Raw genomic sequence first — 15,025 nt, 5'->3', positions numbered from 1 at the left:
AGTCATGACCAAGTTCGTCACTCGCTTCCTGAAGGATGAATCGGGCGCCACGGCCATCGAATACGGCCTGATCGTCGCCCTGATCTCGGTGATCATCGTGACCGCCGTCACGACGCTCGGCACCAACATCAAGGGCGCCTTCACCAAGGCCGCCGACGCCACGAAGGCCGCTGGTTCCTAATCGGATCCTTCGCCGCTCGAAAAAAGAGGGTCGAGGCTTACGCCTCGGCCCTTTTTCTTTGTTTTCAAGTCTTTGGCGATGACGCGATCACCTGAAAATACTCGCGATCAGCGTCGATTTTCTTTAGGTTGTGCAGCGCGTTAACCGACAACTCTAAGGGTTGATTCACTATCGGCGACATATTGTCGCGTCATTGGTTCAACCCAACGGAGACTGCGTTCATGACGCGCCTGCTCAAAGCCTTCGCCCAAGATGAATCGGGCGCCACCGCCATCGAATACGGCCTGATCGTCGCCCTTATCGCCGTCATCATCGTCGGCGCCGTGACCACGCTGGGTGGTAATATCTCGGGCGCCTTCACCAAGGCCGCCGACGCCACGAAGGCCGCCGGTTCCTAATCGGATCCAGCGCACACGCTCGAAAACGGAAAGGGTCGAGGTCATGCCTCGGCCCTTTTCCTTTGTCGGGCGGCTTTTCCGTTTCGGAGCGCGGCGGGCTCAACGATTGCTTCACCCGTCCTGTCCCACAATGACGCGATACCAACGAGACCCTTTCCCGCCATGCAGGCTCTTCAGATCTCGCTGCTGCTGGTCTTTCCGGCCCTCGCCATCGTCGGGGCGCTGAAGGACCTGACCAGCTACACGATCCCCAACTGGGTCTCGCTGGCCCTGATCGGCGCCTTTCCGGTCGCGGCCCTGGCCGTCGGCGCGCCCCTGGGCCAGGTCGGGCTGTGCGCGGCCGTGGGCTTCGTGGGCCTTCTGATGGGCATCGGCATGTTCGCGGCCGGCTGGATCGGCGGCGGCGACGGCAAGCTGTTCGCGGCCTGCGCCCTGTGGGTCGGCTGGCCCGCCGCCCTGCCGTTCATGCTCTATACGGGCCTGGCCGGCGGCGCCCTGACCTTCGCCATCCTGGCCCTGCGTTCGGGCTGGCTGGCTCCGGCCGTGGCCGGCGGTCCCAGCTGGCTACGCAAATTGGGGACGACGGGCGGCGACCTGCCTTATGGCGTCGCCATCGCCATCGGCGCCTTGGCGGCCTTCCCGCAAAGCCCGCTGGCCCACGGACTCCTGGGCTAATTGCGCCCTGCACGCGGCGGTTGCGGCCGCGCTTGCCTGACTCGTCCCGCGACAGCCTGTCGCGCGCCAGTCGGCTTTCGACGCAAAAACTTTTAGCGCCCGTTAACCATGCGCAAGCGACCATGGGGCGTGGCCAGAAAGGCTGACTGACGAATCGTGCGTGTTCGCCTGAAGGCGTCCGTGCGGCTCACCCTAGAGTTTCAGCCCGCGCCATGAGCCCCGTTCGCCTCCTGATCGTCCTCGTCGCCGCCATCTCGGCCATCGGCCTCGCCGTGGTTTTGCAGAAGGCGATGGGCGGCAAGCCCGCCGCCGCGCCGACGGCCCAGGCCGCGCCCGCCGAGGCGCCGGGCAAGCCCATGACCCAGGTCCTGGTGGCCAAGCGCGACCTGCCGATCGGCACCCGCCTGGTGGCCGCCGACGTCTCCTGGCAGGCCTGGCCGTCCGACGCCATCAATGGCGCCTTCATCACCAACGGCGCGGCTCCGGCCAAGCCCGACGGCAAGGTCGAGGCCGCCAAGGCCAGCCTGGCCAACACCGCCGACCAGATGATCGGCGGCGATCCGGCCAAGGTCGTCGAGGGCGCGATCGTTCGCGACCCGATCCTGACCGGCGAGCCGATCACCAACCGCAAGATCGTGCGCGGCGGGGAGGGCGGCTACCTCTCGGTCGTGCTGACCCCCGGCAAGCGCGCCATGTCCGTGCCCGTCACCTCCGACACCGCCGTGGGCGGCTTCATCCTGCCCGGCGACCGCGTCGACGTGCTGATGACCCGCGACGTCCAGAACACCTCGCCCGACAGCGGCGGCGGCAAGTCTGTCGTCGCCGAGACCGTGCTGCAGAACATCCGCGTCCTGGCGCTGGACCAGAGCACGGCCGCCGACAAGGACGCCAAGTCCATCGTCGCGGCCACCGCCACCCTCGAGGTCGGTCCGGTCGAGGCCGAGGCCCTGGCCCGCGCCAAGGCCGCCGGCGCCGTCTCGCTGGCCCTGCGCGCCTATACCGACCTGGGCGGGCCCTCGGGCATGACGCGCCCGGCCGCCCAAGACGACTCCACCGTCCGGATCAACCGCGGCGGCCAGACCACCAGCGTAGCGGTGCGCCCATGAGCCGCCCCATGAGCCGTCTCGTGAAAGCCAACATGACCAGAAAGCGCCTGACGGCCCCCGTGGCCGCCATGCTGGCCCTCTCCTGGACCGCGCCGGCCTTCGCCGACGGTCCGGTGGGCGGCTCGCACGTCTATCGCCCCGCCGCGCGCGTCTCGCGTCCGGTCCCGCCGCCGCCCGCGCCGGTCTACGCCCCGCCGCCCAGCGAGCAGGTGGTGCGCATCACCCTGACCGCCGACCAGAACGCGGCCGCCGTCGAGCTGGCCCGCGGCAAGTCGGCGATCATCGAGCTGCCGACCGACGTCCGCGACCTGCTGGTCACCAACCCGGCCATCGCCGACGCCGTGCTGCGCGACAAGCGCCGCATCTATGTTGTGGGCCTGACCGAGGGCACGACCGACGCGGCCTTCTTCGACGCGACCGGCCGCCGCATCGTGTCGCTGAACATCCGGGTGACCGCGCCCGTCGACCAGCTGGCCGACACCCTGAGCAGCGTGCTGCCCAACGCCAAGATCCGCGTGCAGCCGATCCGCGACAGCGTGGTGCTGACCGGCACCGTCCGCAACGCCTCGGAATCCGACGCGGCCTCGCGCATCGCCGTCCGCTATGTCGGCGCCGAGGACAAGGTCCTCAACATGCTGACCATCGCCGGCAAGGACCAGGTGATGCTGCAGGTCCGCATCGTCGAGGTGCAGCGCAACATCGTCAAACAGCTGGGCTTCAACACCGGCGCGGTGCTGGGCCAGCTGGGCGAGACCCAATACGGCTTCAACCTGACGCCGACCTTCGGGGTCAATGGCAGCCTGATGGGCGGCCTGACCGGCGGCTACAGCGTCGACACCACCAAGCAGGTGCTCGCCGCCTCGCCTTCGGACTGCGAAAAGTCGGTGATCACCGATCGCACCAACCCCGCCAACTGCGTGGGCGTCGGCCGGGCCGGCAGCGCGGGCCTGAACAGCGCCAAGGGCGCGATCCAGGCGTTCGAACGCGTGGGCCTGGTCCGCACCCTGGCCGAGCCGAACCTGACCGCCGTCTCGGGCGAGAAGGGCAACTTCCTGGTCGGCGGCGAATTCCCCGTGCCGACCGGCTCGGACGACAACGGCCGCATCTCGATCGAATTCAAGCCCTACGGCGTGGGCCTGGGCTACACCCCGGTGGTCCTCTCGAGCGGCCGCATCTCGTTGAAGATCAGCACCGAGATCTCGGAGCTGACCAGCCTGGGTTCGTTCTCGGTCGCCTCCAGCACCTCGACCAACCTGGTCGTTCCGGGCCTGTCGGTGCGCCGCGCCGAGACGACGGTCGAACTGCCCTCGGGCGGCTCGTTCATGATCGCCGGCCTGCTGCAGCAGACCACCAAGCAGACGATCGACTCGCTGCCGGGCATGACCACCCTGCCGATCCTCGGCTCGCTGTTCCGCTCGCGCGACTTCCAGAACGGCCAGACCGAGCTGGTGATCATCGTCACCCCCTACATCGTGGACCCCACCCGTCCGCAGAACCTGCAGACTCCGGCCGACAATCTGGAGTTCGCCAACGACATGAGCACGGTCCTGCTGGGCCGGCTCAACAAGGTGGTCAAGGCGCCGGCCGGCGCGAACTCCGGGCGCGCGTACCAGGGCCCGGTCGGCTACGTGATCGAGTAGGACGCCGCCATGACGCACAAACACATCGTCCGAACCGTCCTTCTCGTCGGCGCCCTGTCCGGGCTGGCCGCCTGCGCCTCGACGCCGCCCGACCAGGGGCCGTCCAAGACCGCCGCCACCGAGACCCAGCAGTGGGTGGACCGCATCAAGGTCACCTCCGCGCCGGACGAGATCGTGCTGGCCCCGCACGCGACGGGGCTGTCGGCCAACCAGGTTGTCGCCCTGGAAGACCTGCACCGCCGCTGGCTGGAAGCCGAGGGCCGCGAACTGGTGATCACCGCGCCGAACGCCTCGGGCATGATGGCCACCCAGGTCCGCGACCGGCTGATCGACCTGGGCGCGCCGGGCTCGCGCGTGCGGGTCGTCGGCTTCAACCCGGTCGGTCCCGAGGACGACACCATCCGCGTCGGTTTCCTCCGCTACGCCGCCGAGCCGCTGAAGTGCGGCCAGCGCTGGGAGAACCTGACGGCGACCCGCAACAACACCGCCTACGACAACTTCGGCTGCGCCCTGGCCGCGAACATCGCCGCCCAGGTCGCCAACCCCGAGGACCTGATCCGGCCGCGCGACATGGATCCGGCCGATACGGGCCGGCGTGACGGCGTCCTGGGCAAGTACCGCAAGGGCGAGGTCACCAGCACGAAGAAGGACGACTCCTCCAGCGGCACCATCTCGAAGGCGATCCCGTAATGCGCCCGACAGACAACGATCCTTTCGACCTGGGCTTCGACGCCGCCGACGAGTTCACGACCGGCGCGTCCGATCCCTGGCGCTCGTCGGCTCCCTCGCTGACGCCGGCAGGCGGCTTCGACGACCCGTTCGCCGACTTCCCGCCGGCCCGTCCGCGCGATGACGCCCCGCCGGCCCGCGCGCCGCAGGCCGCGCCGCCGGTCACGCGACCGCAGCAGCAGCAACGCGCCCCGCAGCCGCAACAGCAGCAGCGCGCGCCGCAGCCGGTCGCCGCCGCGCCGGACTATGACCGCGACCTGGACATCGCGCCCAAGGCCCCGCCCGTCGCGGCCGAGCCCGCCTATCAGGAGCCGATCGCCGACAGCGGCATGGGTGAGGCGGTGATCCCGCGCATCAGCGTGCACGCCTTCTGCGCCCGTCCCGAGACGATGGCGCTGATCCAGCACGCCGCCGCCGATCGCCGCATGGCCCGCGCCTCGACGCTCGTCCGCGACGGCGGCCTCGAAGCGGCCGTCGAATATTACCAGAACCAGCCGACGCCCTCGCTGGTCATGGTCGAGACGACCGACACCGCCCAGCGCCTGCTGCACCTGCTCGACAGCCTGGCCCAGGTCTGCGACCCGGGCACCAAGGTCGTCGTGGTCGGCCAGACCAACGACATCGCCCTGTACCGCGAGCTGATCCGCCGCGGCGTCAGCGAGTACCTGACCCAGCCGCTGTCGCCGCTGCAGGTGATCCGCGCGGTCGGCGGCCTCTACGCCGACCCGTCCGCGCCGTTCGTCGGCCGCCAGATCGCCTTCGTCGGCGCCAAGGGCGGGGTGGGGGCCTCGACCCTGGCCCACAACTTCGCCTGGTCGATGGCCGAGAAGATGCAGACGGCGACCGTGATGGTCGACCTGGACCTGGCCTTCGGCACCGCCGGCCTCGACTTCAACCAGGATCCGCTGCAAGGCGTCCTGGACGCCCTGACCCAGCCCGACCGCCTGGACCCGGTGCTGATGGACCGGATGATGGTCCGCTGCGGCGATCGCCTGTCGCTGTTCGCCGCCCCGGCCACGCTGGACGACGACTACGAGATCGGCGCCGACGCCTATGAGGAAGTGACCCAGAAGATCCGCGGCGCCGCGCCCTTCGTGGTGCTGGACATCCCGCACGTCTGGAGCGCCTGGACGCGCCGCGTGCTGGTCGGTTCGGACGACCTGGTCGTGGTGGCCACGCCCGATCTCGCCTCCCTGCGCAACGCCAAGAACATCATCGACCTGGTCAAGAGCTCGCGGCCCAACGACGTGCCGCCGCGGCTCGTTCTGAACCAGGTCGGCGTGCCCGGCCGTCCCGAGATCCCAGTGAAGGACTTCGGCGAGGCTCTGGGCGTCCAGCCCTCGCTGGTGCTGCCGTTCGATCCGAAGCCCTACGGCCTGGCGGCCAACAACGGTCAGATGCTGGCCGAGGTGGCGCCCAAGTCGAAGGCCGCCGAGGGGCTGGAGCACCTGGCCCGCCTGATCAGCCGGCGCGAGCCGCCGCCCGTCCAGAAATCTTCCATGCTCTCGGGCCTGTTCAAGAAGAAGTAGATGTTCGGCAAGCGCGACCAGTCAGCCCCCGCCGAACCGAAGGCGCCGCCCCCCGCTCCGACGGGCGGCGCGCCTATCGCCACGCGCCCGCAACGGGTCGAGCCGGCCGCCGCTCCGCCTGAACCGAAAGCTCCGGCCCCCAAGGTCACCAGTCCTTCTTCTAAAGGGGGCCCCGCGCCCAAGGCGACGGCGGGCCTGGACCAGCTGCGCGCCGCCCAAGGCGTCGCCGCCGCCCAGACGACCAACATCGTCCGCGAGCAGAGCGACTACTACCACGCCACCAAGACCACGATCTTCAACGCCCTCTTGAACACCATCGACCTGAGCCAGCTGGCCCAGCTCGACATCAAGGCGGCGGCCGAGGAGATCCGCGACATCGTCGCCGAGCTGGTGGCGATCAAGAACGTCTCGATGTCGGTGTCCGAGCAGGAGCACCTGGTCCAGGACATCATCAACGACGTCCTCGGCTACGGTCCGCTGGAGCCCCTGCTGGCGCGCGACGACATCGCCGACATCATGGTCAATGGCGCGCACCGCGTGTTCATCGAAGTCGGCGGCAAGGTCCAGCTCACGAACGTGCGCTTCCGCGACAATCTGCAGCTGATGAACATCTGCCAGCGGATCGTCAGCCAGGTCGGCCGCCGCGTCGACGAAAGCTCGCCGATCTGCGACGCCCGTCTGCCCGACGGCTCGCGCGTCAACGTCATCGCCCCGCCCTTGGCTCTGGATGGTCCCACCCTGACCATTCGTAAGTTCAAGAAGGACAAGCTGACCATGAAGAACCTGGTGGAGTTCGCCTCCATCAGCCCGGAAGGGGCGCGGGTTCTGGGGGTCATCGGCGCCTGCCGATGCAACATCGTCATCTCGGGCGGTACGGGTTCGGGCAAGACGACGCTGCTCAACACCATGACCGCCTTCATCGACCCCACCGAACGGGTCGTGACCTGCGAAGACGCCGCCGAACTGCAGCTGCAGCAACCGCACGTGGTGCGCCTGGAAACCCGTCCGCCGAACCTGGAAGGCTCCGGCGCGGTGACCATGCGCGATCTGGTCAAGAACTGTCTGCGGATGCGTCCCGAACGGATCATCGTCGGCGAAGTCCGTGGCCCGGAGGCGTTCGACCTCCTGCAAGCCATGAACACCGGCCACGACGGCTCGATGGGCACGCTGCACGCCAACAGCCCGCGCGAAGCCATCAGCCGTATCGAGAGCATGATCACGATGGGCGGCTACGGCCTGCCCTCCAAGACTATCAAGGAGATGATCGTCGGCTCGGTCGACGTCATCGTCCAGGCGGCTCGTCTGCGCGACGGTAGCCGCCGCATCACCCACATCACCGAGGTGGTCGGCCTGGAGGGCGACGTGATCGTCACCCAGGACCTCTTCGTCTACGAGATCACCGGCGAGGACGAGCACGGCAAGGTCGTGGGCAAGCACCGCTCGACCGGCATCGCCCGTCCGCGCTTCTGGGATCGCGCCCGTTATTACGGCCTGGAGCGCGAGCTGGCCGAAGCCCTCGACGCGGCGGAGTAGGCGGCGATGCTGTTCATCCTGGCCGGGATCCTGGGCTTCATCACCATCGCGGGGCTGGGCTTCGCCTTCGCCGGCGGCGACAGCGGCTCGGCCAAGGCGGCCAAGCGCGCCCAGCTGATCGCTGGCGGCGGCGAGCGCCAGGCCAGCGTCCGCGCCAAGGCCGCGGCCAACACGCCCGACGCCCGTCGCCAGGCCATCCTCAAGTCCCTGAAGGACCAGGAACGCAAGCAGAAGAAGGCGTCGCTGAGCATCGGCGCGCGCATGCAGGCCGCGGGCCTGGGCCAGAACGTCAAGATGTTCTGGATCATCAGCGGCGTGCTGGGCGTGTTCGTGGCCCTGATCATCCTGCTTTTGGGCCAGCAGCCGCTGGTCGCCCTGGGCGCGGGCTTCGCCGCCGGCGCCGGCCTGCCGCGCTGGGTGCTGGGTTTCCTGGGCAAGGGTCGCACGACCAAGTTCACCGAGGCCTTCGCCGACGCCGTCGACATCATCGTGCGCGGCATCAAGTCGGGCCTGCCGGTCCATGACTGCCTCAAGATCATCGGCAAGGAATGCCCCGAGCCCCTGGCCGGCGAGTTCCGCACCCTGACCGAGAACGTCGCCATGGGCGTGCCGATGGATGCGGCCCTGGAGAAGATGTACGAGCGCATGCCGACCAACGAGCTGCGCTTCTTCGCCATCGTGCTGGCCATCCAGCAGAAGACCGGCGGCAACCTGGCCGAAGCCCTGGGCAACCTCTCCACCGTCCTGCGCGCGCGCAAGCTGATGAAGGAGAAGATCAAGGCGCTGTCGGCCGAAGCGGTCGCCTCTGCCTTCATCATCGGCTGCATGCCGCCGGGCGTGGTCACCCTGATCACCGTGACGTCGCCGGCCTACATGAAGCCGATGTTCACCGACCCGCGCGGCCACCTGATGCTGCTGGCCGGCGCCACCCTGATGACCATGGGCATCTTCGTGATGCGCAAGATGATCAACTTCAAGTTCTAGGGGGAGGGCCAAGTGAGCATCGTCGACACCCTGACCGACCCCTCGAACCTGCTGACGGCGTTCATCGCCCTCGTGGTGTTCGCCACCATCATCACCCTGTCCGCCCCGGCCATGCGCGACAACAACCTGGAAGGCCGCCTGAAGTCGGTGGCCAACCGCCGCGAGGAGCTGCGACGAAAGTCGCGCCAGAACATAGCCTCACGCACCGGTCCCGGCGCCAGCACGCTGCGCCACACCGACGAAGGCCTGTACAAGAACGTCGTCGAGCGGCTGCAGCTGTCCAAGCTGCTGGAGGATCCCAAGGTCGTCGACAAGCTGGCCCAGGCCGGTTTCCGCGGCCCGCGCCCGGTGTCGACCTTCTACTTCTTCCGCTTCATCATGCCGTTCGCCTGCGCGGCCGTGGCGGCGTTCTATCTGTACGTCATCAACGGCTTTGGCCTTCTGCCCATCCAGAAGATCTGCTTCTGCGTGGGCTTCCTGGCGCTCGGCTACTACGCGCCCAACGTTTACATCAGCAACATCGCCCAGAAGCGCCGCGAGTCGATCGTGGCCGCGTTCCCGGACGCCCTGGACCTGCTGCTGATCTGCGTGGAAAGCGGCATGTCGATCGAGGCGGCCATCCAGAAGGTGGGCGCGGAAGTCGGCGCCTCGTCGATGGAGCTGGCCGAGGAGCTCTCGCTGCTCACCGCCGAGCTGTCGTACCTGCCCGATCGCCGCCAGGCCTATGAGAACCTGGCCCGCCGGACCAACCACCCCGGCATCAAGTCGGTCGCCACCGCCATGATCCAGGCCGAGCGCTACGGCACGCCGCTGGGCACCGCCCTGCGCGTCATGGCCAAGGAAAACCGCGAACTGCGTCTCTCGGCCGCCGAGAAGAAGGCTGCGGCCCTGCCGGCTCAGCTGACCGTGCCGATGATCATGTTCTTCCTGCCGGTGCTGTTCATGATGATCCTGGGCCCGGCGATCATGAGCATCATGGACGTCTTCGGGAAGAAGTAGCCCGTCCTCCGCCTCCCCCAACCTGGCGTATGGTTTGCGAGTCCTTAACCGGAACGTTTCGGTTTGGGACAGTGCAATGGATTATGGTTTCGGCAAGGGTCCTCCGGTCCGCATTTTCGCGGAGGAGGAAGAGGGCGGCGCGGCCCTGGAGCTGGGTCTGCTGCTGGGCCTGGCGGCGTTCTTCGCGTTCACGATGAAACACCTGCTGGCCGACCCCCTGCTGAACACCTTCAGCAAGGCCGCCCAGGTGATGAGCCAGGCGCTGGCGGGGTAGGGCTAAGCCCTTACTGCCCGCCGCCGGCCTTCATGGCGTCCCACGAGCGGTTCGCGCCCGACTGGCCGATGGCCGCGCGGAGGTAGGCCAGGTTGTTGGCGACTTGCTCGGGCGGGAGGTCGGCGCGGGCGAGCTTTTCAGCTTCGGGCAGGCGGCCTTGCAAGCCGACCACCAGGGCCAGGTTCTGGCGCACCTGGATGGTGGCCGTCGGCAGGGCGGCGGCGCGGCGCAGCTGGGCTTCGGCGCCGGTCAGGTCGCCCTTGGCGGCCAGGTGCATGGCGTAGTTGGCCAGCGGCGTGGCCTCATTGGGGGCCAGCGCCAGGGCCTGGCGGTGCGCCGCCTCGGATTCCTCGTCGCGCTCGGCCTGTTCGTAGGCCACGCCCAGCAGGGTCTGGGGGCGCCAGTCCCTGGGGTTCTGGGCGGCGGCCTTGCGGGCCGGGTCGATGGCGTAGAAGCCCTGGCCGCGCGCGATCTGCGCCCGGGCCAGTTCCAGCAGCAAGGCGTTGTCGTTCGGATTGGAGACCAGGGCCTTGCTCACGGTCTCGGCGGCCTCGTCGTTGCGGCCCAGGCCGCGCAGGGCTTGGGCCAGGCCGGCACCGGCCTCGGCGTCGGCCGGATCGATCTCGAACTCCGAACCCCAGAAGGCCGCGCGGGCCAGCGGGTCCAGACGGCGCGCCTCGGCGCGCTGCTGGGCCGAGGCCTTTTGGATCGCCGGAGCGACCGCTTGCGGCGCGGGCTTGGGCGCGTCCGCCGCGAAGGCAGGAACAGCCAACAGCAAGGCTGCCGGGGCGAGAACGGTTGCGACGAGCGCGCGCTTGCGACACATGAAAGACATGTCTCCAGAGAGTGCGCCCATTGTCCGGGCGCGGCCCTCAAGGAATCGTTAAGCATAATTTTAAGGGACTTGGCCGATGTCCGACGCGACGCATCCGATCCTCAGCGAGGCCGACGGTCAGGCGATCCCGATCCATCCGCTGGCCGAGGGCGATGTCGAGGCCTTCCTGGCGCAAAAGCGTGCGCCGGTAAGGACTTACGCCGACGCCAACAAGTTCGCGGGCAAGGCCGGCCAGGTGCTCAGCGTCCCCGGCGCCAGCGGCGCGGTCGAGCGGGTGCTGTTCGGCCTGGGCGCGGGCCGCGTTGATCTGTCGCTGTTTCGGACCCTGGCGGGCAAGCTGCCGGCCGGCCAGTACGCCCTGAGCAAGATCCCCCGGGGCGTGGATCCGGCCGAGGCGACCCTGGCCTTCGCCCTCGGGACCTACCGCTTCGATCGCTACAAGAAGAAGGGCGAGCCGATCGCCCGCCTGGTCGCGCCCAAGGGCGTCGACGCCGCCGCCGTCACCGCCTTCGCCCACGCCTGCGCCCTATGCCGCGACATGGTCAACACCCCGGCCAACGACATGGGGCCGCTGCAGATCGAGACCATCGCCGGCGAGATCGCCCAGAAGTACGGCGCGACGCTGTCGGTCGTGCGCGGCGATGACCTGCTGCTGCAGAACTATCCCGCCGTCCACGCCGTGGGCCGCGCCGCCGTCGACGCGCGCGCGCCGCGGATGATCGAGGTCAGCTGGGGCGATCCTTCGCATCCCGTGCTGGCGCTCGTCGGCAAGGGCGTGGTGTTCGACACCGGCGGCCTGGACATCAAGCCCTCGGCCGGCATGCGCCACATGAAGAAGGACATGGGCGGCGCCGCTCACGCCCTGGCGCTGGGCCGGATGATCATGGAGGCCGGGCTGCCGGTGCGCCTGGTGATCCTGACCCCGGTGGTCGAGAACGCCATCGCCGGCGACGCCATGCGGCCGGGGGACGTACTGCAGACCCGCGCGGGCCTGACGGTCGAGGTCGGCAACACCGACGCCGAGGGGCGCCTGATCCTGGCCGACGCCCTGACCCGCGCCGCCGAGCTCAAGCCCGCCCTGACCCTGGACTTCGCCACGCTCACGGGCGCCGCACGGATGGCCATGGGCCCGTTCGTGATCCCGTTCTGGACGCCCGACGACAAGCTGGCCGGCCAGATCGAGACCGCCTCGAAGACCGTCTCCGACGCCCTGTGGCGCATGCCGCTGACCGACGCCTATCGCGAGGCCCTGGACAGCGACATCGCCGACCTCAAGAACGATCCCGACGGCTGGGCCCAGGCCGGCGCCACCATGGCGGCCTTGTTCCTGCAGCGCTTCGCCCCAAATGCAGAAGATGTGGGACCCTGGGCCCACTTCGACGTCTTCGCCTGGAACCCCAAGGGACGCCCCGGATTCCCGGTAGGGGCGGAGGTCCAGGCCATCCGCGCCGCGTTCGCCATGATCAAGAGCCGCTTCGCATGACGCTAGACACCCGCATCACCCTGGCCCGCCCTGACCTCGCCGACCAGCGCCTGGAAGGCCTGGCCCCGGCCGAGCGTTATGCCGAGAGCCGGGTCATGGTCTGCGCGGTCCCGGCCGCCGCGATCCGCGCCGCCGCCGCGCCCGACGCCGAGCAGTGGGACCAGCTGTTGTTCGGCGAGGTCTTCCGCGTGCTGGAAGAGAAGGACGGCTTCGCCTGGGGCCAGGCCCCGCGCGACGGCTATGTCGGCTATGTCGCGATCGCCGACCTGGCCGAGCAGGGCCATCCGCCGACCCACGCGGTGTCGGCGATCCGCACCTACGCCTTCAGCAAGCCCGACATCAAGTCGCGGCCCGAAGGGCTCTACAGCCTCAACAGCCTGATCACGATTGAAGAGCGTGAAGGCCGCTTCGCCAAGGGCGCCGGCACGGGTTGGTTCGTCGAGAGCCACCTGACCGCCATCGGCCGGGGCGAGAAGGACTACGTCGCCGTCGCCGAACGTTTCCTGGGCGCGCCCTACCAGTGGGGCGGCCGCGAGAGCCTGGGCCTGGACTGCTCGGGCCTGGTCCAGCAGGCCCTCTATGCCTGCGCCCGCGCCTGTCCGCGCGACACCGACATGCAGCGCGGCTTCTTTGCGGAGGTCGCCGAAGCCGACCGCAAACGCGGGGACCTGATCTTCTGGAAGGGCCACGTGGCCATCCTGCTGGGCGCCGACACCATCCTGCACGCCAACGCCCACCACATGGCGACGGCGGTCGAGCCGCTGGCCGAGGCGATCGCGCGGATCGAGGGCACGCCGACGGGTGCGCCACTGGGCTTTCGGCGGGTCTGAAGAGCCTTCCAACCTCCGCCCATACAGGCCTATCGTTCCACGACATCCAGTGGGACAGACACATGCCGACCGACCGTCTACGCGGGCTTTTCGCGCCGCTCCTCGCCGCGATTCTGCTCGCCTCTTCGGCGCACGCCGGTCCGCGCGAGAACAACCTGGCCCTGCCGATCGGCGGAACGCCGGGGCCGTTGGACGCGATCACCGACGTCGCCGGGGTCGAGGTCGGCCACACCACCCTGATCTCCGGCCACGGCAAGCTGGTCCTCGGCCAGGGCCCCGTGCGCACCGGCGTGACCGTGGTCCTGCCGCGCGGCAAGGCCGATGTCGATCCGGTGTTCGGCGCCTGGTTCACCCTGAACGGCAATGGCGAGATGACCGGCACGACCTGGCTGCAGGAAGGCGGCTATCTGGAAGGCCCGATCGCCATCACCAACACCCACAGCGTCGGGGTGGTCCGCGACGCCGTGATCAAGTGGGAGCTGTCGCGCCAGGCGGTGCTGCAGCCCTGGTGGCTGCCCGTGGTGGCCGAGACCTATGACGGCATGCTCAACGACATCAACGGCTTCCATGTGAAGTCGGAGCACGTCCTGGCGGCCCTCGACAGCGCCAAGGGCGGCCCGGTGCAGGAGGGTTCGGTCGGCGGCGGCACGGGCATGGTCTGCCTGCACTTCAAGGGCGGGATCGGCACCGCCTCGCGGGTGCTGACCACCAAGCAAGGCGGCTACACCGTCGGCGTGCTGGTGCAGTGCAATTTCGGCGGCCGCAAGGATCTGCGCATCGCCGGCGCGCCGATCGGCGAGGCGATTCCCGACCTGATGCCCTGCTACGCCAGCGGGACGACGCCCCCGCCGGCCGGCAAGTGGCTGAAGCCCTGCGACGCTCCGGCGGCGGGACGGGGCCAAGCCTTGGCCGACGACGTCCGCGAGCAGGGCTCGATCATCGTGGTGGTGGCCACCGACGCGCCGCTGCTGCCGCATCAGCTGAAGCGGCTGGCCACCCGGGTCTCGCTGGGCGTCGGCCGGCAAGGGGGCTTCGGCGGCAACGGCTCGGGCGACATCTTCATCGCCTTTTCGACGGCCAATCCCAAGGCCTGGTCGGCGGAAGGCGAGTCGTCGGTGCGCATGCTGGGCAACGACCAACTGGACCCGCTGTTCAAGGCCACCGCCCAGGCGACCGAGGCCGCCATCACCAACGCCCTGCTGGCGGGCGAGACCATGACCGGCGCCGACGACGTACGCGTCTACGCCATGCCGGTGGACCGGATGCTCGAGGCGATGAAGACGTACGGGCGGGCGACCAAACCCTAGAGGCTGCCTACTTCACCCATTGGGCCAGCCAGTCGACGATCGACTGCGGGGTCATGTGGCGGGCGTCGGTGAGGGCGAAGAAGGCGCCGTCATTGACCAGCTTGCCCTTGGTGTCGACGACCAGGAAGGACGGCACGCCCTTCAGCTTGTCGACGCCGTAGCGGGCCGGGATCTGCATGTTGTGGTCGTAGCGGCCCACGTTGATGGTCACGACCTCGTAGTGCTTGTCGACCCAACGCTTGACGTCGGGCTGCTCGATGACGCCGGCGAACACGCGGCAGTCGCCGCACCAGTTGCCGCCCAGGTCGATCAGGACGAGCTTCTTGTGGGCCTTGGCCTTCTTGATGGCGGCGGCCAGATCGGCCTCGGCGTCGGCCTTCTCGTCATAGGGGAAGGGCAGGGGCGTCGGCAGGCCGTCGATCGACTTCAGGGCGACGGTGGGCGCCTTGGCGGCGAGGGCCAGGCCCGGAGCGGTGAGGACCAGGAGGCCGGCGAGGGCCAGGACGCGGAGCTTCATCGACA

Annotated in this window: 16 protein-coding genes; 14 read left to right on the top strand and 2 right to left on the bottom strand. The window is 69.0% G+C overall.

The window, feature by feature from the left end; all coding sequences use genetic code 11:
* The first annotated feature begins 4 nt into the window (after window positions 1-4).
* The 11 genes from AC1RR5_RS14440 to AC1RR5_RS14390 all read left to right on the top strand — a co-directional run bounded on the left by AC1RR5_RS14440 (window position 5) and on the right by AC1RR5_RS14390 (window position 10,048).
* Window positions 5-181: a Flp family type IVb pilin gene (locus AC1RR5_RS14440; protein ID WP_492922333.1), complete on the top strand. Its 177-nt coding sequence runs from the start codon at window positions 5-7 to the stop codon at window positions 179-181.
* Between the two features lie 221 nt (window positions 182-402).
* A complete protein-coding gene (locus tag AC1RR5_RS14435; RefSeq protein WP_492922332.1) occupies window positions 403-579 on the top strand; it encodes a Flp family type IVb pilin in 177 nt (58 codons plus the stop codon).
* 162 nt (window positions 580-741) lie between these two features.
* The gene (locus AC1RR5_RS14430; RefSeq protein WP_492922331.1) at window positions 742-1,254 is read left to right on the top strand and encodes an A24 family peptidase; all 513 of its coding nucleotides are present in this window, start codon (window positions 742-744) and stop codon (window positions 1,252-1,254) included.
* 212 nt (window positions 1,255-1,466) lie between these two features.
* Window positions 1,467-2,360 (top strand): Flp pilus assembly protein CpaB, encoded by an 894-nt coding sequence (gene cpaB, locus AC1RR5_RS14425; protein ID WP_492922330.1) that lies wholly within the window; start codon window positions 1,467-1,469, stop codon window positions 2,358-2,360.
* Entirely contained in the window at window positions 2,357-4,000 is a 1,644-nt protein-coding gene (locus tag AC1RR5_RS14420; RefSeq protein ID WP_492922329.1) for a type II and III secretion system protein family protein, read from the top strand. Before cpaB ends, AC1RR5_RS14420 begins: the two co-directional genes overlap by 4 nt.
* Window positions 4,001-4,009: 9 nt before the next feature.
* Window positions 4,010-4,690 (top strand): CpaD family pilus assembly lipoprotein, encoded by a 681-nt coding sequence (locus AC1RR5_RS14415; protein ID WP_492922328.1) that lies wholly within the window; start codon window positions 4,010-4,012, stop codon window positions 4,688-4,690.
* Window positions 4,690-6,258, top strand: a complete 1,569-nt coding sequence (locus AC1RR5_RS14410; protein ID WP_492922327.1) for a CpaE/TadZ family protein — start codon at window positions 4,690-4,692, stop codon at window positions 6,256-6,258. The genes AC1RR5_RS14415 and AC1RR5_RS14410 overlap by 1 nt, the downstream gene beginning before the upstream one ends.
* Window positions 6,259-7,791: a TadA family conjugal transfer-associated ATPase gene (locus AC1RR5_RS14405; protein WP_492922326.1), complete on the top strand. Its 1,533-nt coding sequence runs from the start codon at window positions 6,259-6,261 to the stop codon at window positions 7,789-7,791.
* 6 nt (window positions 7,792-7,797) lie between these two features.
* The gene (locus tag AC1RR5_RS14400; protein ID WP_492922325.1) at window positions 7,798-8,775 is read left to right on the top strand and encodes a type II secretion system F family protein; all 978 of its coding nucleotides are present in this window, start codon (window positions 7,798-7,800) and stop codon (window positions 8,773-8,775) included.
* A gap of 12 nt (window positions 8,776-8,787) precedes the next feature.
* Entirely contained in the window at window positions 8,788-9,774 is a 987-nt protein-coding gene (locus AC1RR5_RS14395; RefSeq protein ID WP_492922324.1) for a type II secretion system F family protein, read from the top strand.
* 76 nt (window positions 9,775-9,850) lie between these two features.
* Entirely contained in the window at window positions 9,851-10,048 is a 198-nt protein-coding gene (locus tag AC1RR5_RS14390; RefSeq protein WP_492922323.1) for a hypothetical protein, read from the top strand.
* Window positions 10,049-10,058: 10 nt separating this feature from the next.
* Here AC1RR5_RS14390 and AC1RR5_RS14385 read toward each other — a convergent pair whose 3' ends face one another.
* Window positions 10,059-10,874 carry a tetratricopeptide repeat protein gene (locus AC1RR5_RS14385; RefSeq protein ID WP_492922322.1) on the bottom strand — a complete coding sequence of 272 codons (816 nt, stop codon included), beginning with the start codon at window positions 10,872-10,874 and terminating at the stop codon, window positions 10,059-10,061.
* A gap of 85 nt (window positions 10,875-10,959) precedes the next feature.
* On the opposite strand from AC1RR5_RS14385, the gene AC1RR5_RS14380 reads away from it, so the two are divergent.
* The 3 genes from AC1RR5_RS14380 to AC1RR5_RS14370 all read left to right on the top strand — a co-directional run bounded on the left by AC1RR5_RS14380 (window position 10,960) and on the right by AC1RR5_RS14370 (window position 14,503).
* Window positions 10,960-12,366, top strand: a complete 1,407-nt coding sequence (locus tag AC1RR5_RS14380) for a leucyl aminopeptidase family protein (protein WP_492922321.1) — start codon at window positions 10,960-10,962, stop codon at window positions 12,364-12,366.
* Window positions 12,363-13,196 carry a C40 family peptidase gene (locus AC1RR5_RS14375; protein WP_492922320.1) on the top strand — a complete coding sequence of 278 codons (834 nt, stop codon included), beginning with the start codon at window positions 12,363-12,365 and terminating at the stop codon, window positions 13,194-13,196. The genes AC1RR5_RS14380 and AC1RR5_RS14375 overlap by 4 nt, the downstream gene beginning before the upstream one ends.
* 62 nt (window positions 13,197-13,258) lie before the next feature.
* Complete coding sequence (locus AC1RR5_RS14370; protein ID WP_492922319.1) at window positions 13,259-14,503, top strand: DmpA family aminopeptidase; 1,245 nt, start codon at window positions 13,259-13,261, stop codon at window positions 14,501-14,503.
* A gap of 7 nt (window positions 14,504-14,510) precedes the next feature.
* Here the strand turns inward: AC1RR5_RS14370 and AC1RR5_RS14365 are convergent, their stop codons facing one another.
* The gene (locus AC1RR5_RS14365; protein WP_492922318.1) at window positions 14,511-15,020 is read right to left on the bottom strand and encodes a thioredoxin family protein; all 510 of its coding nucleotides are present in this window, start codon (window positions 15,018-15,020) and stop codon (window positions 14,511-14,513) included.
* Window positions 15,021-15,025: the final 5 nt, after the last annotated feature.

The organism is Caulobacter sp. GW821-FHT11E11 (assembly GCF_058808315.1).
The sequence above is the reverse complement of the archived record's forward strand: the minus strand, read 5'-3'. Positions and strand labels throughout refer to the sequence as shown.